Genomic DNA, 20,095 nt, shown 5'->3' on the forward strand with positions numbered 1-20,095 from the left:
TTAGGGTCCGGGATATGGACGTGAACGGATCTGCAGCAATCATCTCCGGCGGCGCCAGCGGGCTCGGCGAGGCGACGGCCCGCGAGCTGGCCCGCGCGGGCGCCACCGTGGTCGTGGCGGACCTCAACGAGGAGCGTGGCAAGGCCGTCGCCGACGAGATCGGCGGGGTCTTCGTCAAGACGGACGTGTCGGACGACGAGCAGGTGCAGGCGGCGGTGGAGGCCGCGGTGGCCACCGGCAAGCCGCTGCGCGTGGTCGTCAACAGCGCCGGCATCGGTTGGGCCGAGCGCACGGTCAACCGGGAGGGCAAGCCGCACAGCCCGGCCTCCTACCGCAAGGTCATCGAGGTCAACCTGATCGGCACGTTCAACCTCATGCGCATCGCCGCGGCGGCCATCGCCAAGACCGAGCCGGCCGACGAGGACGGGCAGCGCGGCGTGGTGATCAACACCGCGTCCGTGGCCGCGCTGGAGGGGCAGACAGGGCAACTGGCCTACTCGGCCTCCAAGGGCGGCATCGTGGGCATGACGGTGCCCGCGGCGCGCGACCTGGCCGCGATCGGCGTGCGGGTGAACACGATCTGCCCCGGCATCATCGACACCCCGATCTACGGCTTCTCGGCCAACGCCGAGGAGTTCAAGGCCAAGCTGGTGGCGCCGGTGGTCTTCCCCAAGCGCATGGGACGGGCCGGAGAGTTCGCCCACCTGGTGCGCTCGCTGATCGAGAACGACTACATGAACGCCGAGGTCGTCCGCTTCGACGGCGGCATCCGCTTCCAGCCCAAGTGAGGTCTCGTGTCTGACGAAGTGCTCATCGAGGAGTCCGGGAACGTCGCGATCATCACGATCAACCGGCCCAGGGCACGCAACGCCGTGAACGGGGCGGTGGCGCGGGGGATCGCCGGCGCACTGGACACGCTGGACGGCCGACCCGACATTTCCGCGTACGTCCTGACGGGTGCCGAGGGCACCTTCTCCGCGGGGATGGACCTGAAGGGGTTCCTCAGCGGTGACTTCCCCGTGGTCGAGGGGCGCGGCTTCGGCGGGCTGACCGAGGCGCCGCCGAAGAAGCCGCTGGTGGCCGCCGTGGAGGGCTACGCGCTGGCGGGCGGGTTCGAGATGGCCCTGGCCTGCGACCTCATCGTCGCGTCGTCGGCCGCCACGTTCGGGCTGCCGGAGCCCAAGCGCGGGCTGGTGGCGGGCGCGGGCGGCATCATGCGGCTGCCGCGCCGGATCCCGTACCACGTGGCCATGGAGATCGCGCTGACCGGCGAGCACTACCCGGCCTCCCGCCTGTACGAGCTCGGCCTGGTCAACCGGATCACCGAGCCGGGCCAGGCGCTGGAGGGGGCGCTCGAACTGGCGCGCAAGATCGCCGCCAACGCCCCGCTGGCGCTGGCCGCGACCAAGCGGGTGGTCATGGAGTCGCAGGACTGGTCGCGCGAGGAGATGTTCAAGAAGCAGAGCGCGATCATCGGCCCGGTCTTCGGCTCGAAGGACGCCATGGAGGGCGCCGCCGCCTTCGCCGAGAAGCGCGCGCCCCAGTGGAAGGGCGAGTGACAGGTCCCTCCCGGCTCCGCGCGGAGCGGGAGGGGCACTTTTAGCGCGCGCATAGCGCTTTCCTGCGTACGGTAAAAAGAGGTGACGACGTACCGGGAGAGCGCATGAGCGACTATTCGGGTTCCAGGTTCGACTCGGCCAAGCGCGGCGCCGGCGCCCTTCTCTCCGGTGCGTTGAGCGCGCTCATCATCGTGGTCGCCATGCTCGCCGTGATGTGGGCGGTCGAGGGCGTCGACTTCTTCCTCAACGGCGCGCTCGACCGGGAGTTCGGCATCGTCGGGTGGGAGCCGGACGGGCTGGTCGGCATCCTGTTCGCGCCGTTCCTGCACGGTGGCTTCGGCCATCTCATGGCCAACTCGCTGCCGCTGCTGGTCCTGGGCTTCCTGGCCGGGCTGCGTGACGTGCGCAAGTTCCTCTGGGCCAGCGTGCTGATCATCTTCATCGGCGGCCTCGGCACCTGGCTGACCAGCCCGGGCGTCTACACGGTGGGCGCGAGCGGCCTGGTCTTCGGCTATTTCGGCTATATCCTGGCGCGCGGCGTGTTCGACCGTCGCCTGCTCGACCTGGCCATCGCGGTCGGCGTGGGAATCGCCTACTACGGGATCCTGGCCGGCCTGCTGCCCAACCAGCAGGGCATCTCCTGGCAGGGGCACCTGTTCGGGCTCATCGGCGGCCTGGTCGCCGGCTGGGTGCTGCGCCGCAAGCGGGCCCTCCCGCCCGCCAGGGCGTACTGACGGCGGCGGAGGAGGGCGCTCGCCCTCCTCCGCGGCGAGCCGGATTAGAGGCGCTCGACCACGTGGTCGATGCAGACCGTCAGCGCCTCGACGTCGGCCGGGTCGATGGCCGGGAACATCGCGATGCGCAGTTGGTTGCGGCCCAGCTTGCGGTAGGGCTCGGTGTCGACGATGCCGTTGGCGCGCAGCACCTTGGCCACCGCGGCGGCGTCGACGTCGTCGGAGAAGTCGATCGTGCCGACCACCTGCGAGCGGAACTCGGGGGCGGCGAACGGCGTGGCGTAGGACGACTTGTCGGCCCACGTGTAGAGGCGCTGGCTGGAGTCGGCCGTGCGGGCGGTGGTCCAGGCCAGGCCGCCGCCGGCGTTCATCCAGTCGAGCTGGTCGGCCAGCAGGAACAGCGTCGCCACGGCCGGCGTGTTGTAGGTCTGGTCCTTGGCGGAGTTGTCGATCGCGACCGGCAGGCTGAAGAACTCCGGCACGTAGCGGTCGGTCGCGGCGATCTCCTCGACCCTGGCCAGGGCGCGCGGCGACATGATCGCGATCCACAGGCCGCCGTCGGAGGCGAAGCTCTTCTGCGGGGCGAAGTAGTAGACGTCGGTCTCGGCGAGGTCGACGGGCAGGCCGCCGGCGCCGGAGGTGGCGTCCACGAGCACCAGCGAGTCGCCGCCGCCCACGCGCTTGATCGGCATGGCCACGCCGGTCGAGGTCTCGTTGTGGGTGAGCGCGTAGGCGTCCACGCCGTCCTCGGCGACGGCCGCCGGGTGGGTGCCCACCTCGGACTTGATGACGCTCGGGTCGGCCAGCCAGGGCGCCTTCTTGGCCACCGCGGCGAACTTCGAGGAGAACTCACCGAAGGACAGGTGCTGCGACTTGTCGCGGATGAGCCCGAAGGCCGCGATGTCCCAGAACGCGGTGGTGCCGCCGTTGCCCAGCACGACCTGGTAGCCCTCGGGCAGCGAGAACAGGTCGGCGAGCCCGGAGCGGACGCGGCCGACCAGGTCCTTGACCGGCTTCTGGCGGTGGGACGTGCCCATGAGGCTCGCGCCGGAGGCGGCGAGCGCGGCCAGTTGCTCGGTGCGAACCTTCGAGGGCCCACAGCCGAATCGGCCGTCGGCGGGCTTGATGTCAGCGGGAATCACGATGTCAGCCACGTAGTGGAGCCTACCGAGCGCTGTGCGATGACCCGAACGCGGTCCGGGTTCTGAGACGGTGAAAGTTTCACCCATCAACGCCAGGTCAGGACGGCGCCGGAGCTTGACGAGCCGGGGTTCCTGCCAAGACACATGAGGCGAGATGGCCATGGACGGCGCTGAGGTCCTCACCGCACCGTCCCGGGCGGGTGGGCTACCGCGCGGTACGCGCCGCGCGGTAGCCGTGGGGGATCTTGTGGGGGATCCCGTGGGGATCAGAGCCGGCCGACCACCGCGTCGGCGCCGGGCACGTCGCCCAGCGGTCGCGAGGAGGGGCCGGTGTAGGTGGCGCTGGGGCGGACCAGCCGGCCCGTGCGCTTCTGCTCCAGGATGTGCGCGGCCCAGCCGGCCGTGCGGGCGCAGGTGAACATCGAGGTGAACATGTGCGAGGGCACCTCGGCGAAGTCGAGCACCACGGCCGCCCAGTATTCGACGTTCGTGGCGAGCACCCGGTCGGGCTTGCGGGCGTGCAGCTCCTCCAGAGCGGCCTGCTCCAGCGCCGCGGCGACCTCGTAACGCGGGGCGCCGAGCTCCTTGGCGGTACGGCGCAGCACCCGGGCGCGCGGGTCCTCGGCGCGGTAGACGCGGTGGCCGAAGCCCATGAGCCGGTTGCCCTTGTCGAGCTCGCTCGTGACGTACTTCTTGGCGTCGCCGGTCTGCTCGACGCCTTCGATCATGTGCAGCACCCGGGCGGGGGCGCCGCCGTGCAGCGGACCGGACATGGCGCCCACGGCGCCGGAGAGCGAGGCGGCCACGTCGGCCCCGGTGGAGGCGATGACACGGGCGGTGAACGTGGAGGCGTTCATGCCGTGCTCGGCAGCGGAGGTCCAGTAGGCGTCGATGGCCCTGACGTGCCTGGGGTCGGGCTCACCGCGCCAGCGGATCATGAAGCGTTCGACGATGGTCTTGGCCTCGTCGACCCGGCTCTGCGGCACCATCGGCAGGCCGAGGCCGCGCGCGGACTGAGCCACGAACGAGAGGGCCATCACGGAGGAGCGGGCGAGCTGGTCGCGGGCCTCCTCGTCACTGATGTCGTGCAGAGGCTTGAAGCCGTAGGCGGGGGCCAGCATGGCCAGCGCACTCTGCACGTCGACGCGGATGTCACCGGAGTGGACGGGGATGGGGTACGGCTCCGCCGGGGGTAGACCCGGCTGGAACGCGTTGTCGACCAGCAAGCCCCAGACGGCCCCGAACGGGACGTGACCGACCAGCTCTTCGATGTCGACGCCCCGGTATCGCAGGGCGCCCCCTTCTTTGTCCGGTTCCGCGATCTCGGTCTCGAAAGCTACGACGCCTTCGAGCCCGGGTTTGAAGTCGGACATACTCGGCCGCCTCCCTTTCTTGCCATGTTTCGGCAACGCGATGCCTTGATGTCGAGATACCGGCGGGTCAATTTAACCCCCTCCCAGGTCATGGTCGGTCTCTGGACCCGCCGTAACGACAAACCCGCTGGTGAGGGGGGTGAATGGGATCCGGAACGCGAGCGCGCAAGAATACCGTCTCGTGGATGCCACCCCGCGCCCGCCCACGCTGGCGGGGCTTCGCCGTACGTACGAGGGCGAGCCGCTGCTCGAATCCGACCTCGCGTCCGACCCGATCGAGCAGTTCACGGCCTGGTTCCAGGACGCGCTCGCGGCCGGACTGCCCGAACCCAACGCCATGGTGCTGGCCACCGCCTCGGCTGGCGGCCGGCCCAGCGCCCGTACCGTCCTGCTGAAGGGCTACGACGAACGCGGATTCGTCTTCTACACCAACTATGAGTCCCGCAAGGGCCGCGACCTGACCGAGAACCCCCGCGCGTCGCTGCTGTTCCCCTGGCACCCCATCCGCCGCCAGATCCGGGTCGAGGGAACTGTGACGAGGATCTCCCACGAGGAGTCCGCCGAGTATTTCGAGTCCCGCCCGTACGGGTCCCGGATCGGGGCCTGGGCCTCGCGGCAGTCGGCGGTCGTGCGGTCCAGGGAGGAGCTGGATCACCGCTATGAGGAACTGGCGGCGCGCTGGCCGGAGAACCCGCCGGTGCCCGACTTCTGGGGAGGTTTCCGGGTGACGCCGATCGAGATGGAGTTCTGGCAGGGACAACTCGACAGGATGCATGACAGGCTGCGGTATCGGCGGGTCCGACCCGGATGGGCGCTAGAAAGGCTTGCCCCTTAATGTTCCTCAAGTGGCATTCGGGGAGCTGATACGGCGACATCTGATAGATACCAGGCCGCTCGGCGTTCCCGAGTACCGTCGGATCTGGTTGGGCCAGGCCGTGTCACAGCTGGGCGTCGGCGTCACCGTGGTCGCCGTCGGCCAGCAGGTCTTCGAGATCACCCGCTCGTCGTTCTGGGTGGGGCTGCTCGGCATGGCCAACCTGATCCCGCTGATCGTCTTCGGCCTGTGGGGCGGGGCGATCGCGGACGCGGTCGACCGGCGCAAGCTGCTGATCATCGGCTCGGTCATCGCCTGGGCCGCCACCCTGTTCATCCTGGTGCAGGCGCTGTTCGGGCTGGGCAACGTCTACCTGATCTTCGCGGCGGTGGCGGTGAACTCCACCGGCGCCGCCATCACCGGCCCGACCAGGGGCGCGATCATCCCGCGCATCATGCGGCCGGAGCTGGTGCCGGCGGCCAACGCGCTCAACTCGCTGGTCTACAGCATCGGCGCGGTGACGGGGCCGATGATCGGCGCGGTGCTGATGGCCGTCAGCGGCTTCGCGGGCGCGTACGCGGTGGACGCCCTGCTGTTCACCGCCAGCCTCTACGCGGCCCTCAGACTGCCCTCACTGCCCCCGCTGGGCGAGGTGACACGTCCGGGTGCCCGCGCGGTCGCCGAGGGGCTGAGCTTCATCCTGAGCCACCCCGTCCTGCTGATGTCCTTCGTCGTGGACATCATCGCGATGGTCTTCGCCATGCCCCGGGCGCTCTTCCCGCAGCTCACCCACGAGCGGTTCGGCGACTCGCTGATCGCGCTCGGCTGGATGAACTCCTCCATGGCCATCGGCTCGGTCGTCGGAGCGCTGTTCTCCGGCTGGGTGGGCCGGGTCTCGCGGCAGGGGGTGGGGCTGGTCGTCGTCATCGCCATCTGGGGTCTCTCCGTGGCCGCCGCGGGGCTCGCGCACGACCTGTGGCTCCTGGTGGCGTTCATGGCCCTGGGCGGGGTGGCGGACGTGTTCTCGTCGGTGTGGCGGCAGTCGATCCTGCAGCTCTACGCGCCGGACGAGATGCGCGGCCGGCTGCAGGGGGCGTTCATGGTGGTGGTGGCGGGCGGGCCGCGCCTGGGCGAGCTGCGCGCCGGGGCCATGGCGACGACGCTGGGGCTGGGCGGCGCGTGGGTGGGCGGCGGCATCGCCTGCGCCGTCACGGTGATCGTCGTCGGGCTGTCGGTCAGTGGTTTCCGGAATTACCGCGCACGTTCGCTGCAGCCCTGAGGTCCGACAGGAAGCCGGCGTACGCGGCCTCCCTGTCGGGCGCGCGCAGCACGGCCGAGGGGTGGACGGTGGCCACCGCGAGCGCCTCGCCCAGCGGCACCGGCTCGCCCCTGTGATGCGTCACCCGGAACGCCCGCCCCAGCAGGGCCCGGCCGGCCGTGGCGCCGAGCACCACGATCACCTCGGGCCGGACCACGGCCAGTTCGGCGTTGAGCCACGGCAGGCAGGCGTCGACTTCGGCCGCCGTCGGTTTCTGATGGATCCGCCTCTTCCCCCGCAGAGTGAAAGAGAAGTGCTTAACCGCATTCGTGAGATATACGTCCTCGCGCCGGATTCCTGCCTCATTCAATCCTTTGTCCAATATGCGGCCCGCCGGGCCGACGAACGGGTGCCCCTGCCGGTCCTCCTGATCACCGGGTTCCTCGCCCACGAGCATGAACGCGGCCGCCCGCGGACCCTCGCCGAACACCGTCTGAGTGGCGTCGCGATAGAGGCCGCAACCCTGGCAGGAGGCCGCCGCCCGGCGCAGCGAGGCGAGATCGCGCTGGTCGGGAAGGAACCGGGCCGCCCCGTTGTTGCCGTCCTTAGTCATTGTCGGTCGTTCTCCCAATAGGGTTCTCGTGATTCCTGTGCCCGCCGCGGACGGGCTCAGTCCCCGCCACGACCGGCGTAACATTCAGTTGGGAGGAGCCTTGACCGCACACGGCCTGATCGACACCACGGAGATGTATCTCCGGACCATTTACGAGCTCGAAGAAGAGGGCATCGTCCCGCTTCGGGCCCGGATAGCAGAGCGCCTGGCGCAGAGCGGCCCCACCGTCAGCCAGACCGTCGCCCGCATGGAGCGTGACGGCCTCGTCCGCGTCGAAGGCGACCGGCACCTGTCGATGACCGACCTGGGCCGCACCCTCGCCACCCGGGTGATGCGCAAGCACCGCCTCGCCGAATGCCTGTTGATCCAGGTCATCGGGCTTCCGTGGGAGGAAGTGCACATCGAGGCGTGCCGCTGGGAGCACGTCATGTCGGATTCCGTCGAGGCGCGCCTGGTGACGCTGCTCGACAACCCCACCGAATGCCCGCACGGCAACCCCATCCCGGGGCTCGGCGAGCTGGGCGCGCGGGAGCCCGCGGAGGTGGCCGTCGACACCCTGATCTCGATGTGCGACGTGGCGGGACCGAGGGACGTGCCCGTCGTCGTGCTGCGAATCAGCGAACAAGTGCAAAGGGATCCCGCGGTGATGCTTAAACTCAAGCAAGTTGGGATACAACCCGGACGCGAGGTGACGCTCGCGGCGAGCGACGATGGTGTGCGGGTGACAGGTGACGGTGACGCGAACGACACTCCCGCGGAGCTTCCGCGCGATGTCGCGGCGCACGTTTTTGTCTCCAAGCGCTGACGCGCGCGCGGCTGCTTGGTTGAATCCCTCTTGGGAGGCCCTCCACTCTCCCCTGGCCAAGACTGTTGCAGGAGCGCCCGTGGTCCGCTTTGCAGACACGCCACCCCGAGGAGTGGTCGCCGGATGACGCGATGGGGGGATCTGTCCCAAGAGACGGCTGATCACCTTGCTGCCGGTTCCGTGCTCGACCATGCAGAGATGGCGGTGGTCGTCACCGACCGTTTCAGCAACCTCCTCTACTGGAACCCGTTCGCCGAGAAGCTCTTCGGGCGCCCGGGCAAGTCGCCGCTGCGCGACACGTCGGTCCTGTCCCTCGGGATCATGGAGAAGGATCACCCGCAGGCCATCGAGCTGGCCAAGCACGTGCTCAAGGGCGGCGTGTGGGAGGGGACGTTCGACGTCAGGCGCGGCGACGGCACCATCGTCTACGTGCGGGCCCAGGCCGTGCCGCTGCGCCACGACTCCGGCGCGGTGACGGGCATCGTCATCATGGCCAGGGAGGCGCTGCGGAGCAACGAGCGGGAGAAGGACCGGTTCGGGCTGCTTGAGCGCATCGGCGAACGGCTGGCCGGCTCTCTCTACGTCGAGGAGACGCTCAAGCGCGTCGCGGAGATGCTGGTCCCCCAGTTCGCCGACCACTGCTTCATCGAGTTGATGGAGGGTGACAGGCTCGTCCGCCGGGTCTCCCAGCACGTACAGGGATGGACGCCGCCGGCGGGCACCTGGAAGCCGGTGGGAGCCGAGATCCGCTACCCCACCGGCCACTATGCCGACACGGCTCTGCGCCGCCAGGAGACGATCCTGGTCGAGGACTTCACGACCAGCAAATTTCCCGTGCCGCACGAGGGCAGCGCGCGGTTGTGCGGCGAGGTCGGCATGACCTCGGCCATCGTCGCCCCGCTGCTGGTGCGCGGCGAGACGCTGGGGCTGATGTATCTCGGGCTGTCCAACCTCACCGACCGGCGCAGCCCCCACTACGACGCCTTCGACCGCGACTTCGTCGGCGCCATCGCCACCAGGGTCGCGCTGGCGATCGACAACGCGCTGCTGTTCGAGGAGGAGCGGCACACCGCCGAGTCGTTCCAGAAATACCTGCTGCCCAGGGCGCTGCCCCAGCTCGACGGCCTGCAGATCGCGGTGCGCTACTACCCGGCGGCCCCGCTCGCCTCCCACGGGCAGGGCATCCAGACCCAGGTCGGCGGCGACTGGTACGACGTGATCCCGCTCTCGGCCGGCCGCGTCGGCATCGTGATCGGCGACGTCGAGGGCCGGGGCGCCAAGGCGGCGGCCATCATGGGCCAGCTCAGAGCGGCGCTGCGGGCCTTCGCCCAGGACGACAAGTCGCCCGCCGACATCCTGGCCAGGCTCGACGAGTGGACCCGCATCATCGCCACCCCCGAGCAGGACGACAACGGCGCGGACGTCAGCATCCCGCCCATCGTGACCTGTCAATACCTCGTCTACGACGCCTGGTCCCGGCAGCTGTCCTTCGCCAACGCCGGGCACGCGCCGCCGCTGCTGCTGGCCGACGGCCAGTGCGTGGAGCTCGACATCGAGGAGGTGGGCCAGCCGCTCGGGGTGCGTGCCAAGGGCATGCACGCCGACCTGGTCTACAAGGAGGAGACCCGTACGCTGCCGCCGGGCGCGGCGCTGCTGCTCTACACCGACGGCCTGGTCGACCGCCGGCCCGGCCGCGACGGCAGGATGCCGAGCGACGAGGAGACGCTCGGCGTGCTCTGCGACAAGCTCTCCAAGGTGGCCGACGCCGAGGTCGAGCGGGTCGCCGAGGCCGCCACGGTGGCGGTGCCCGGCGAGATCGACGACGACATGGCGATCCTGGTCGTCCGCTCCAGCGACGTGAACCTCGACGTGGAGGAGCGCACGTTCCCGGCCCAGCCGATCATGGTGGGCGAGGCGCGCCGGATGGCCGCGGAGGCCTTCTCCGGGTGGAACGTGCCGGAGGAGCGGGCCGAGCTGGCCTGTCTGCTGGTCTCCGAGGTCGTGACCAACGTGGTGCTGCACGCCTCCACCGCCAACGTGCCGCGCAGGGAGCTGGTCGTGGAGGGGCCGCCGCTGCCGTTCGAGGAGTCCTGGGACGTGCCGGGCTTCGAGGACGAGGCGGTCGGCGACAAGGAGTTCACGCTGAGGTTGCGCAGAGGCGAGGAGTCGGTCTGGGTCGAGGTGTTCGACCAGGACCTGCGCCTGCCTCGGATCCGCAGCGCCGGCGAGAACGACGAGGGCGGGCGCGGCCTTTACCTGGTCGACCAGCTCGCCAGGCGATGGGGATCGCGTCCTACCAGGGAAGGCAAAGCCGTCTGGTTCGAGATTCCCACGCGCAGCAGGTGAGTGATTCACTGGCGGCATGGAGCTGGCCTACGAACGACGGGGCACCGGCGAGCCGCTGATCCTCATCCACGGCATCGGCCACCACTGGCAGGCGTGGCTGCCGGTGCTCGACCGGCTGGCCACCGCTCGCACGGTCGTCGCGATCGACCTGCCGGGCTTCGGGGTGTCGCCCGGCCTGCCCGCCAGGACTCCCTACACCGCCGAGGCGCTGGCCGACGCGGTCGAGTCGTTCTGCTCGCTGCTCGGCCTGCGCGACCCGCACGTGGCGGGCAACTCGCTGGGCGGCTACGTGGCGCTGGAGCTGGCCTCGCGCGGCGTCGTGAGCTCGGCCACCGCGCTGTCGCCGGTCGGCTTCTGGTCCCGCCCCGAGCTGCTCTACTGCCAGTCGGTGCTGCGGGCCATGCGTGCCTTGGCCCGGTCGCTGCCCGTCGAGCAGCACGCCAGGATGGCGGGCAACCGGCTCCTGCGGGCGCTGTCCGCCGGGCTCCTGGTGGCCCACCCGTCCCGGCTGGAGCCCGCCGCGCTGGTCGCCGCCACGCGGGCGCTGGGCGGGGCGGCCGGCTTCGACGAGACGCTGGAGTCGTTCGGCGGGCTGATGCCGCCGGCGCCGCCGAAGTCGCCCATCACGATCGCCTGGGGCGAGCACGACCGGCTGCTGCCGTGCCGCCAGGCGGTGCGCGCGGCGCGGTGGTCGGGGCAGCGGGTCAAACTGCTGAAGGGCTGCGGGCACGTGCCGATGAGCGACGATCCCGAGCTCGTGGCGCGCGTCATCCTGGAGGCCGGCCGCTAGCGCATCGTCTGGCCCCAGATGAGCAGCATGACGATGACGAAGACGACCATCACCCCCACATAGCCGACCGGCCCCAGGCGGATCGCCCGGCGCACGCGGTTGAGGCCCCAGGCGAACAGGAACGCCAGGAAAACCAGGAGGATCAGGCCGCCGTCCATGGTCTCCAGTATGCGGCGCGGACGGCCTCACCGTGCGGTCAGAAACCGAACGAGCGCCCGATGATCTCCTTCATGATCTCCGTGGTGCCGCCGTAGATCGTCTGCACCCGGCTGTCCAGCCAGGCGCGGGCCACCGGATACTCCATCATGTAGCCGTAGCCGCCGTGCAGCTGGAGACAGCGGTCGATGACCTTGGTCTGCAGTTCGGTGGTCCACCACTTGGCCTTGGCGGCGTCCACGGCGGTCAGCTCGCGGGCGTTGAGCGCGCGTACGCACTTGTCGACGTAGTGGCGGGCGATCTCGGTCTCCGTGGCCAGCTCCGCCAGGACGAACCGGGTGTTCTGGAAGGATCCGAGGTTCCGGCCGAACGCCTGGCGGGTCTTGCAGTATTCGATGGTCTGCTCCAGCACGGTCTCGGCCGCGGCCACCGCCGCCACGGCGATCGACAGGCGCTCCTGGGGCAGGTTGTTCATGAGCTGGGCGAAGCCCTCGCCGTCGCGGGGGCCGAGGCGGTTGGCGGTGGGCACGCGTACGTTCTCGAAGAACAGCTCGGCCGTGTCCTGGGCCTTCATGCCGACCTTCTCCAGGTTGCGCCCGCGGGAGAAGCCCTCCATGCCCCGCTCCACGACCAGCAGCGTCGTGCCCCTGGCACCTGCTGTGGGGTCGGTCTTGGCCACCACGACGACGAGGTCGGCGTTGACGCCGTTCGTGATGAACGTCTTCTGCCCGTTGACCAGGTAATGATCCCCCTTGGGGAGCGCCGTGGTCCTGATGCCCTGCAGGTCGCTGCCGGCGCCTGGCTCGCTCATCGCGATGGCCGTGATCAGCTCCCCGGCGGCGAAGCCGGGCAGCCACCGCTGCTTCTGCTCGTCGTCGGTCAGATCCACCAGGTACGGGGCCATGACGTCGTTGTGCAGCGAGAACCCGAGCCCGGTCGCCCCATGCCGCATGATCTCCTCGAGGATGACCGCGTTGTACCGGAAGTCGGTGATGCCCGCGCCGCCGTACTCCTCCGGCACCGAGAACCCGAACATGCCGAGTTCGCCGGCCTTCTTCCAGACCTCGCGCGGCACGATGCCGTCCTTCTCCCACTGGCCGTGGTGGGGCACGACCTCACGGGCCATGAACTCCCGTACGGTCTCGCGGAAGAGCAGGTGCTCCTCGTCGAAGAGGTCTCGCTGCATCGGTAAGCCTCCCGAATGGAATTCTGTTACTGGCAGGTATACCCCGATTTCCGGGCCGACGGGCACCCCTGGACACGGGTTCATCACAAGTGCCGGACGAGTCCAGGAATGCCATGTGTTGCAGGGGTTTTCGACCCTAAGATCTACCCTCGGTCCTTCCTTGGGTGATCGGAGTCTTCCGTGAGTCGATGGCGCAAGGCGTTAGTCGCTACTTCGGTTGGTGCGGCGGCGGCCGCGGCATTCGTCGTAACCTCCTCGATTCCCAGCCAGGCTCAGACGTCCCTGGTGGCCAACTACCGCTGCACCGGCGGGATCGCGGGCGCGGGGGTGGAGCTGGAAGCCCGGATGACCCCGCAGGTCGAAGGCGGGCTCATGAACGTCGGCTGGGCCATGTCCTACAAGGGCCAGCGGAGGTTCGGTTCGCCCGGCTACTTCTCCGAGGGCTCCTTGCTCAGCCTCGACGGCGTCGTGGACATCAGCGGCGCCTGGAACGGCCAACTCCGTCCCCAGGGCGACCAGGAACAGGGCGAACTGGTGCCGGGAGACTTCCTCGAACTTCCTGAGGGGCTGTCGGACCAGGGCTCCATCGACCGGTCGGGGACCATTCGCTTCAAGCCCGGCGCGCTGGCCGTCAGGTTCACGCCCGCCGAGGGCGAGGCCATGGTCAACGACAAGCCCGGCGTGGACTTCACCGCCGGCTGGGCGTGGGAGCACACCGAGGAGCAGTATGGCGACCACGTCAACGACGTGACCAAGACGAGCACGGCAGGCGAGATCGCCAAACTGCGGTTCACCGGCACGAAAGTGGAGTACATCGGCCGGCGCGCGCCAGACCTTGGACCGATCCGAGTGATCCTCGACGGCCAGCCGGTCACCGACCCGCCGGTCGAGCCGGGGAAGAACCGCGCGGGCCAGCCCATGATCGGCACGGAGACCCAGGAGGTTCTCTGGACGTCGCCGGAGCTGGAATACGGGCCGCACACCATCGAGATCGTCAACATCGAGGACAAGCCCGCCTACGTGGACGCCTTCCGCGTCACCACCAGCGGTATCACCGCGCCGCCGACCCATGACCAGGCCACGTGCCAGTTGGTGAACGACCCGGGCGTCATCGAGATCACCGTCTCGGGCCCCACCGACGACCCGACCGAGGATCCGACCGACGAACCGACGGAGGAACCGACGGACGAGGATCCGGGCAACGACGATCCGCCCAACGATGACCCCAACGACGACGACCCGCAGGACGACTCGCAGAACGGCGGCCCGGACCACGTGAGCGTGCTGGTGATGGGCTCGACGTCGGCCACGCCGAGGACCACCGGCCCGACCGCGACCAAGTACGCCAGGGCTCAGGTGGCCAGGACGCCCCAGGGCGGCGTGGACACCGGTGAGGCGCCGGATCCGGTCGGCCCGCCGTTCGGGCTCGTGGCCGGCGGGGCGGTGCTGCTGATGGGCAGTGTCGGCGGCGGCCTGATGCTGCGCCGGCGCGCGGGTGAGCACGTGGGAGGGAGGAAGTGATGGCCGAGCAGGACAAGGCGGAGCAGCCGGAACAGCCGGAGAAAGTGGAGAAGCCGGAGAAGCCGGAGCAGACGCCGATGCAGCGGGCGCTCCCCGGGCTGCTGGTCGCCGGCTCCCTGGGCGGTGTCGGCATCGTCATGGTGAGCCTGCTCTCGCTGGCACCCCAGGTGGACGACGGCTCGGAGTCGCTCGCGGCGGCCAAGACCGAGCCGACGAAGGTGGAGGTGGCGAACGCGGGCGCGTTCGTGCTCCCGGCGACCGTCGGCCCCGGCGGCGAGAACGTGCCCCTGACCGCCGCCCGCCTGGACGCACCCCCGCCGCTGGCGGCAGCGCCCTTCGTCTCCCCGTTCACCCCGCCCAAGACCAAGACCGCCAAGGCCAAGGCCAAGCCGATCCGCATCAAGATCCCCAAGATCAAGGTCAACGCCCCGATCGGCGCGGTGGGCATGACCAAGGGCGAGCTGGGTGTCCCGCCGCTGAGCAAGCCGGGCCTGACCGGCTGGTACAACGGCGCACCGCTGCCCGGCGAGATCGGCCCCGCGGTCATCAACGGCCACGTGAGCACCCGTAAGGGCCCCGCCGTCTTCGAGCGCCTGCGCGAGCTGTCCAAGGGCGACCAGATCTACGTGTACCGGTCGGACAAGAAGGTCGCCCGCTTCACGGTGAGCGGGATCGAGCAGGCCGGCAAAACCTCGTTCCCGACATCCCGCGTGTACGGGTCGACGAATGACTCTCAGCTGAGGCTCATCACCTGTGGTGGAGTCTTCAACTCCAAGGCGCACAGTTACACGGACAACATCATCGTGTACGCAACGTTGTCGAAGAAGAAGGGCTGAGGAAGGAAGTTGGGGCGGTTTTGGCCGTTTCCCGGAAGTTGACAGGGACAGTTCGTAGGATCTCAACCTAGCTGTGACCAAGGGCTGGAATTCTGGCACGACTGTTGCCACTGTTGCGAAACGGAGATGGACTCGTGCTTACGTCCCAGGCGTGGCGCCGCCTCGCCCTAAAGACCTCGGCTTTGGGATTGATGGGCACGCTCGTCGCCTTTGTCGGCTCCATCTTCATCCTCTCGACACCGACGGCGGCCTTGGCAGACGTGACCAAGCAGTTCAGCTACACGTGTCCCGGCACGATGCTCAACACGACCGCTCAAACGATCAACGTCGGGCTCAGGGCACCGAACTCAGTGACGGCAGGTTCGACCTTCGATCTCACTGTGAGCATCCCGCAGCTGACCCTTGCGTCTGCTCCCACGATGCAGACCACCTTGCAGGTCAACGCCACGCTGGTGCCCACGCCGGGCTCGATCCAGGACCCGGGAGTCAAGACCGGGGCAGCGGTCACGACCAGTGTCACGGTGCCCGCCAAGGAAGTGGTCTACAGGGTGACAGTGCCGGCGGGCACCACCAGCAAGGTGAGCGTGGACCCCGGCAACTTGGTGCTGAGCCTCGCCCAGCCGACCACCACCACAACCACGTGCACGACGACCTCCACCGAAGTCCTTGACGTGCCCATCGGGACGAATGGCGGTGGCAACGACGACGAGGATGTCGTCACCTACACCTGCAACCTCTCCCCGGACACCGCCAGCGACCCCGACAACCTCTACCCGGCCGACGTGGACGTCAGGGTCGAGATGACGATGCCGACCAGCGCCACCGCCAACGCCGACGCCTCCATCACCTGGAAGGGCACCGTCGAGAACACCGGCGACCCGTTGACGGTCCCCACCGGGTTCCCCACCACCGGCGCGAAGGTGTTCGCCACCCTGAAGGCGAGTGGCGCGGGATCTCCGTCCACCGCGACCGGGGAGGCCACCCTCACCAGCGTGACGGTGGGCAACGACATCACGACCATTCCCCAGGTCACCGTCAAGGTGAAGCCCACCTCCACCGGCACGGTGACCATCACCCCTGGTGACCTGGTGTTCGGCGCGGCCACGACCGGCACCACGACGGCACCGGCGATCAGGTGTGTCGCGCCCACGTCCGACCTCAAGACCTACACGTTCCAGGTGGCCGCCGCCACGACGAGCCCGAGCCCCAGCCCCAGCCCCACCACCACCAGCCCCACGGCCACGAGGACCAGCACCGCGACGGTGACCGTCACGCCCACCAGCAGGCGGACCTCCCAGACTCCCAAGGCTGGGGCCGACACCGGTGCCGGTGGCATGATGGGTCCTGACGGGCGGATGTTCATCCTGACGGGCGTCGCTCTGATCGGCGCCGCCGCGGCGGGCGGGCTGATCTTGCGTCGTCGTTCCATCCGAGGTTGACGGACGTGGCAGGTCATTACTCGTACGGCGGCGACCAGATCCCGCCGTCGCAGGACAAGGCGGGCTCGGCGCTCAGGACCGTGCTGATCGTGGCAGCGATCGTCGGGGTCGTCACCGTCGTGGCCGGGCTGCTGATCGTGCTGAAGTCCCCTGACGAGTACGGCCTGGCCAGCAACAGGGACGCGCTGGACCTCCGGGTGCAGCCGGAGAAGAAGGTGTCGGGGGAGCCGCAGCAGGCGCTCTTCCAGGCGGACCCGGACGTGCCGCCGCCGTTGCCGCAGATCCACCCGGCCCCGCCGATGCTGCCGTCCACCCCCGTCCGGATCGTGATCAAGCGCTTGGGGATCAACGCGCCGATCGAGTCCGTCGGGCTGGAGAGGGACGGCACGATCGAGGTGCCGGCGGCCGACAACCCCAATCTGGTCGGCTGGTACCGGAACATGTCCACGCCGGGCGAGAAGGGCCCTGCGGTGCTGCTCGGGCACAAGGACACCAGGACGCGGGCCGCCGTGTTCAGCCGGCTCTACCAGATCAAGAACGGCGACACCATCGAGGTCAAGCGGCAGGACAAGACCACCGCCGTCTTCACGGTCGGCGGGGTCGAGCAGGCCAGCAAGAAGACGTTCCCGACGCAGCGCGTCTACGGAGCGCAGGAGAACGCCCAACTCCACCTCATCACCTGCGGCGGGATCTACAACCGCAGCATCGGGCACTACACCGACAACATCATCGTCTACGCGACGATGACGAGCTCCTATCGAAGCTGAGCGCGGAGGCTGGCATGGGCTGGATGGCGAAGCGGCGACTGCGTACTGGCCCGACGGCGGTCTTGCCGGCCAAACCCGATCCGGACGAGCTGTTGCGCATCCTGCAACTCGCGGATCCGAGCGCCAGGCGGGACGGCGACGACATCGTGGCCTCCGACGTACGGGTGTGCGCCCCGGTCGAGGCCCCGGCCGAGCTGACGGGCGGCGAGCTGGAGCAGGCGTGGGCGGTCAGGATGGCCGCCGAGGGCCCGCTGCCGCTGAACTTCTTCGACCGCTATCTCGCCGAGGGCCTGGCGTTCCGGCTCAACGGGCTGGCGGTGACCCGGGGCGAGGTGAGCGACCCGGCCGACGGCGAGGGGTACGGGCCCGCCGTCATCCTCCCGGCGCGCCCCACGGCCGAGGAACTGGCTCCGCTGCTGGAGCCGCAGGAGGACGACGAGTTCGCGTTCGTCGCGGGGGACATCAAGGCCGTCCTGGTCCCGGAGAAGGGCCAGCCGCCGGCCGCGCAGGAGTTCCTGCCCTTCGCCACCGAGCTCACCGCGATCGAGTTGCGCGGAGACGAGCCGGTCAAGCTGGGGACGCTGGCCCTGGAGCTGTCGGAGGCGCTGAACGGCCTGGCGGTGGACCGGTGGCGGTTCAGGATCGACGCGGCGGAGGACCTGGTGCCGCCCGCCTGACGCCCAGAACCCCGTTCTGTTGTAGTCTGCCTCTTGTAACCGAATAATGCTCGGTTTCCAGGAGGCACCGTGGCAGAGGCGTACATCGTCGGGGCGGTTCGCACCCCGGTCGGCAAGAAGAAGGGCGGTCTGTCCACCGTCCACCCCACTGACCTGGCTGCTCACACGCTGAGGGCGCTGATCGACCGCACCGGGGTCGACCCGGAGGCGGTCGAGGACGTGATCATGGGGTGCGTCATGCAGTTCGGCCCCCAGAGCATGGACATCGCGCGCAACGCCTGGCTGTCGGCCGGCCTGCCGGAGACCACCGCGGGCGTCACCATCGACCGGCAGTGCGGCTCCTCGCAGCAGTCGATCCACTTCGCCGCCCAGGGCATCATGTCGGGCACCCAGGACCTGGTGGTGGCGGCCGGCGTCGAGTCGATGAGCATCGTTCCCATGGGCTCGTCGATCTCGACCGCGCTGGAGAAGGGCATGCCGTTCCCGTTCGGCGAGAAGTGGGTCGAGCGGTACGGTAAGCAGGAGATCTCGCAGTTCCGCGGCGCGGAGCTCATGTGCGAGAAGTGGGGCTACGCGCGCGAGGTGCTGGAGCAGTACGCCTTCGAGTCCCACCAGCGGGCCGCCAAGGCCATCGCCAACGGCCACTTCAAGGACCAGATCGCGCCCGTCAACGGGGTCGAGGACGACGAGGGCCCGCGGGCCGACACGACGCTGGAGAAGATGGCCGGGCTGAAGACGCTCAAGGAGGACGGCCGGATCACCGCCGCCACCTCCTCGCAGATCTCCGACGGCGCCGGCGCGGTGCTGATCGCGTCGGAGCAGGCGGTCAGGGACCACGGGCTGACCCCGCGCGCCCGCATCCACCAGCTCGCGCTCATGGGCGACGACCCGGTCTACATGCTGACCGCGCCGATCCCCGCCACGCGGCGGGCGCTGAAGAAGTCCGGGATGTCGATCGGCGACATCGACGTCGTGGAGATCAACGAGGCGTTCGCGCCGGTGCCGCTGGCCTGGATGGAGGAGCTCGACGCCGACCCGGCCCGGGTCAACCCCAACGGCGGCGCCATCGCGCTCGGCCACCCGCTCGGCGCCACGGGCGCGATCCTCATGACGAAGCTGCTGCACGAGCTGGAGCGCTCGGGCGGCAGGTACGGGTTGCAGACGATGTGCGAGGGCGGCGGCCAGGCCAACGTCACGATCATCGAACGGCTCTGAGAAAAGGGGTGCGGGCGCCGCCTCCAGGCGTACGGGGGAGGCGACGCCCGCTCACTACCATCCCGGTAGTTGTCTAACGGCCCTTGGGCGGGATGCGCCGGGGCGGCGCGATCGGCCGCTGCGGCATCTTGGGCATAGGCCGCGTCAAGGGCAGGTGCGGAACGTTTTTCTTCCTGCCGGAACGAACTCGCATAGGGAAAGCTCCTTTACGTAACTCACGACGCCGGCTCGATGGAAAGGCCGGTCGGCAAGCCCGCGTCTCGATGGACTGGGACTGGGTGCGAATCACGGGTAAAGGCGCATGTCCATGACGGTAGAGGGTCGCCGCGACCCCGGGCAACCGAATTAACCGGCGATCACGGCAGGCGGCTCGGGGCGGCCTTCTGGACCTGCTGGAACACCACCGACGTACGGAACCCGACGATCTCCTTGCGCTTGCTCAGCCGGTCCAGCAGGAACGCGTGCAGGTGGTCCAGGTCCCGCACCGCCACGTGCAGCAGGAAGTCGTCCCCGCCCGCCAGCACGAACACGCTGAGCACCTCCGGCATCTCCGCGGCCGAGGTCTTGAAGGTGTTGATCACCTCCCGGCTGAGCGGGCGCACCTGGACCGAGACCATGGCCTGCACGCCGCGGTTGAGCGCGACCGGGTCGATGTCGGCGTGGTAGCCGCGGATGACGCCGCGGCGGGTGAGGGCCCGGACACGTTCCAGACACGTGGAGGGCGCGATCCCGAGCTGGCGGGCGAGCTCCCTGTTGGACTGCCGCGCATCCGTCTGGAGCAACCGCACGATCGCCGAATCAAGTTCGTCCATGGTGGCGAATTTTATGCCGTTCCAGTCATTTGTTCGGCGACCAATCCTCCTG

20 protein-coding genes are annotated in these 20,095 nt (G+C 69.3%); 14 read left to right on the forward strand and 6 right to left on the reverse strand.

Translation table 11 applies throughout. From position 1 onward, the window contains the following. Positions 1-14: 14 nt before the first annotated feature. The 3 genes from BLS95_RS50985 (at position 15) to BLS95_RS50995 (ending at position 2,293) form a co-directional block, all read left to right on the forward strand. Complete coding sequence (locus tag BLS95_RS50985; RefSeq protein ID WP_090946874.1) at positions 15-788, forward strand: SDR family NAD(P)-dependent oxidoreductase; 774 nt, start codon at positions 15-17, stop codon at positions 786-788. 6 nt (positions 789-794) lie between these two features. After that, on the forward strand, positions 795-1,559 hold the full coding sequence (locus BLS95_RS50990) for a crotonase/enoyl-CoA hydratase family protein (RefSeq protein ID WP_090946875.1): 765 nt from the start codon (positions 795-797) through the stop codon (positions 1,557-1,559). Between the two features lie 104 nt (positions 1,560-1,663). Then, positions 1,664-2,293, forward strand: a complete 630-nt coding sequence (locus tag BLS95_RS50995) for a rhomboid family intramembrane serine protease (protein WP_090946876.1) — start codon at positions 1,664-1,666, stop codon at positions 2,291-2,293. Between the two features lie 44 nt (positions 2,294-2,337). Here BLS95_RS50995 and serC read toward each other — a convergent pair whose 3' ends face one another. Both serC and BLS95_RS51005 read right to left on the reverse strand, forming a co-directional pair. Continuing rightward, entirely contained in the window at positions 2,338-3,447 is a 1,110-nt protein-coding gene (gene serC, locus BLS95_RS51000) for a phosphoserine transaminase (RefSeq protein WP_090946877.1), read from the reverse strand. A 254-nt stretch (positions 3,448-3,701) separates the two neighbouring features. Next, positions 3,702-4,808 (reverse strand): citrate synthase 2, encoded by a 1,107-nt coding sequence (locus BLS95_RS51005; RefSeq protein ID WP_090946878.1) that lies wholly within the window; start codon positions 4,806-4,808, stop codon positions 3,702-3,704. Positions 4,809-4,989: 181 nt separating this feature from the next. On the opposite strand from BLS95_RS51005, the gene pdxH reads away from it, so the two are divergent. Together pdxH and BLS95_RS51015 are read left to right on the forward strand one after the other, a co-directional pair. Further along, positions 4,990-5,643 (forward strand): pyridoxamine 5'-phosphate oxidase, encoded by a 654-nt coding sequence (gene pdxH, locus BLS95_RS51010; protein WP_090946879.1) that lies wholly within the window; start codon positions 4,990-4,992, stop codon positions 5,641-5,643. Positions 5,644-5,653: 10 nt separating this feature from the next. Beyond that, positions 5,654-6,901 carry an MFS transporter gene (locus BLS95_RS51015; protein WP_281250143.1) on the forward strand — a complete coding sequence of 416 codons (1,248 nt, stop codon included), beginning with the start codon at positions 5,654-5,656 and terminating at the stop codon, positions 6,899-6,901. Here BLS95_RS51015 and BLS95_RS51020 read toward each other — a convergent pair. Then, complete coding sequence (locus BLS95_RS51020) at positions 6,858-7,493, reverse strand: UdgX family uracil-DNA binding protein (protein ID WP_090946880.1); 636 nt, start codon at positions 7,491-7,493, stop codon at positions 6,858-6,860. The two genes, BLS95_RS51015 and BLS95_RS51020, sit on opposite strands and share 44 nt — an antisense overlap. A gap of 100 nt (positions 7,494-7,593) precedes the next feature. Between BLS95_RS51020 and BLS95_RS51025 the strand changes: the two genes are divergently transcribed. The 3 genes from BLS95_RS51025 (at position 7,594) to BLS95_RS51035 (ending at position 11,434) form a co-directional block, all read left to right on the forward strand. Beyond that, on the forward strand, positions 7,594-8,298 hold the full coding sequence (locus BLS95_RS51025; RefSeq protein WP_090946881.1) for an iron-dependent transcriptional repressor DtxR: 705 nt from the start codon (positions 7,594-7,596) through the stop codon (positions 8,296-8,298). A 123-nt stretch (positions 8,299-8,421) separates the two neighbouring features. After that, positions 8,422-10,644, forward strand: coding sequence for an ATP-binding SpoIIE family protein phosphatase (locus tag BLS95_RS51030; protein WP_090946882.1), 2,223 nt, complete (start codon positions 8,422-8,424; stop codon positions 10,642-10,644). Positions 10,645-10,660: 16 nt separating this feature from the next. After that, on the forward strand, positions 10,661-11,434 hold the full coding sequence (locus BLS95_RS51035; protein ID WP_090946883.1) for an alpha/beta fold hydrolase: 774 nt from the start codon (positions 10,661-10,663) through the stop codon (positions 11,432-11,434). Here BLS95_RS51035 and BLS95_RS56530 read toward each other — a convergent pair. Then, positions 11,431-11,592 carry a hypothetical protein gene (locus tag BLS95_RS56530; protein ID WP_176993860.1) on the reverse strand — a complete coding sequence of 54 codons (162 nt, stop codon included), beginning with the start codon at positions 11,590-11,592 and terminating at the stop codon, positions 11,431-11,433. The genes BLS95_RS51035 and BLS95_RS56530 overlap by 4 nt on opposite strands. A 38-nt stretch (positions 11,593-11,630) precedes the next feature. After that, positions 11,631-12,776, reverse strand: coding sequence for an acyl-CoA dehydrogenase family protein (locus tag BLS95_RS51040; protein ID WP_090946884.1), 1,146 nt, complete (start codon positions 12,774-12,776; stop codon positions 11,631-11,633). Between the two features lie 285 nt (positions 12,777-13,061). Here BLS95_RS51040 and BLS95_RS51045 point away from each other — a divergent pair, with 285 nt between their 5' ends. From BLS95_RS51045 to BLS95_RS51070, 6 genes are all read left to right on the forward strand, one after another. Continuing rightward, complete coding sequence (locus BLS95_RS51045) at positions 13,062-14,297, forward strand: hypothetical protein (RefSeq protein WP_090946885.1); 1,236 nt, start codon at positions 13,062-13,064, stop codon at positions 14,295-14,297. Then, positions 14,297-15,133 carry a class F sortase gene (locus BLS95_RS51050; RefSeq protein ID WP_090946886.1) on the forward strand — a complete coding sequence of 279 codons (837 nt, stop codon included), beginning with the start codon at positions 14,297-14,299 and terminating at the stop codon, positions 15,131-15,133. The genes BLS95_RS51045 and BLS95_RS51050 overlap by 1 nt, the downstream gene beginning before the upstream one ends. A gap of 419 nt (positions 15,134-15,552) precedes the next feature. Further along, complete coding sequence (locus BLS95_RS51055; protein WP_143044264.1) at positions 15,553-16,572, forward strand: hypothetical protein; 1,020 nt, start codon at positions 15,553-15,555, stop codon at positions 16,570-16,572. A gap of 5 nt (positions 16,573-16,577) precedes the next feature. Then, complete coding sequence (locus BLS95_RS51060; protein ID WP_090946906.1) at positions 16,578-17,339, forward strand: class F sortase; 762 nt, start codon at positions 16,578-16,580, stop codon at positions 17,337-17,339. Positions 17,340-17,362: 23 nt separating this feature from the next. Then, positions 17,363-18,016 (forward strand): hypothetical protein, encoded by a 654-nt coding sequence (locus BLS95_RS51065; RefSeq protein ID WP_143044265.1) that lies wholly within the window; start codon positions 17,363-17,365, stop codon positions 18,014-18,016. Between the two features lie 69 nt (positions 18,017-18,085). Then, entirely contained in the window at positions 18,086-19,231 is a 1,146-nt protein-coding gene (locus tag BLS95_RS51070; RefSeq protein ID WP_090946889.1) for an acetyl-CoA C-acetyltransferase, read from the forward strand. Positions 19,232-19,587: 356 nt separating this feature from the next. Here BLS95_RS51070 and BLS95_RS51075 read toward each other — a convergent pair whose 3' ends face one another. Further along, positions 19,588-20,043, reverse strand: a complete 456-nt coding sequence (locus BLS95_RS51075; RefSeq protein WP_090946890.1) for an Lrp/AsnC family transcriptional regulator — start codon at positions 20,041-20,043, stop codon at positions 19,588-19,590. Between the last annotated feature and the right edge of the window lie 52 nt (positions 20,044-20,095).

It is taken from the genome of Nonomuraea jiangxiensis (genome assembly GCF_900099965.1).
GTDB classification, from domain to species: Bacteria; Actinomycetota; Actinomycetes; order Streptosporangiales; family Streptosporangiaceae; genus Nonomuraea; species Nonomuraea jiangxiensis.

Coding starts and splice junctions, on each gene's coding strand:
- BLS95_RS50985 (WP_090946874.1), top strand. CDS start 15: ATGGACGTGAACGGATCTGCAGCAATCATCTCCGGCGGCGCCAGCGGG.
- BLS95_RS50995 (WP_090946876.1), top strand. CDS start 1,664: ATGAGCGACTATTCGGGTTCCAGGTTCGACTCGGCCAAGCGCGGCGCC.
- BLS95_RS51005 (WP_090946878.1), bottom strand. CDS start 4,808: ATGTCCGACTTCAAACCCGGGCTCGAAGGCGTCGTAGCTTTCGAGACC.
- BLS95_RS51020 (WP_090946880.1), bottom strand. CDS start 7,493: ATGACTAAGGACGGCAACAACGGGGCGGCCCGGTTCCTTCCCGACCAG.
- BLS95_RS51030 (WP_090946882.1), top strand. CDS start 8,422: ATGACGCGATGGGGGGATCTGTCCCAAGAGACGGCTGATCACCTTGCT.
- BLS95_RS51035 (WP_090946883.1), top strand. CDS start 10,661: ATGGAGCTGGCCTACGAACGACGGGGCACCGGCGAGCCGCTGATCCTC.
- BLS95_RS56530 (WP_176993860.1), bottom strand. CDS start 11,592: ATGGACGGCGGCCTGATCCTCCTGGTTTTCCTGGCGTTCCTGTTCGCC.
- BLS95_RS51040 (WP_090946884.1), bottom strand. CDS start 12,776: ATGCAGCGAGACCTCTTCGACGAGGAGCACCTGCTCTTCCGCGAGACC.
- BLS95_RS51050 (WP_090946886.1), top strand. CDS start 14,297: ATGGCCGAGCAGGACAAGGCGGAGCAGCCGGAACAGCCGGAGAAAGTG.
- BLS95_RS51055 (WP_143044264.1), top strand. CDS start 15,553: ATGCAGACCACCTTGCAGGTCAACGCCACGCTGGTGCCCACGCCGGGC.
- BLS95_RS51065 (WP_143044265.1), top strand. CDS start 17,363: ATGGCGAAGCGGCGACTGCGTACTGGCCCGACGGCGGTCTTGCCGGCC.
- BLS95_RS51075 (WP_090946890.1), bottom strand. CDS start 20,043: ATGGACGAACTTGATTCGGCGATCGTGCGGTTGCTCCAGACGGATGCG.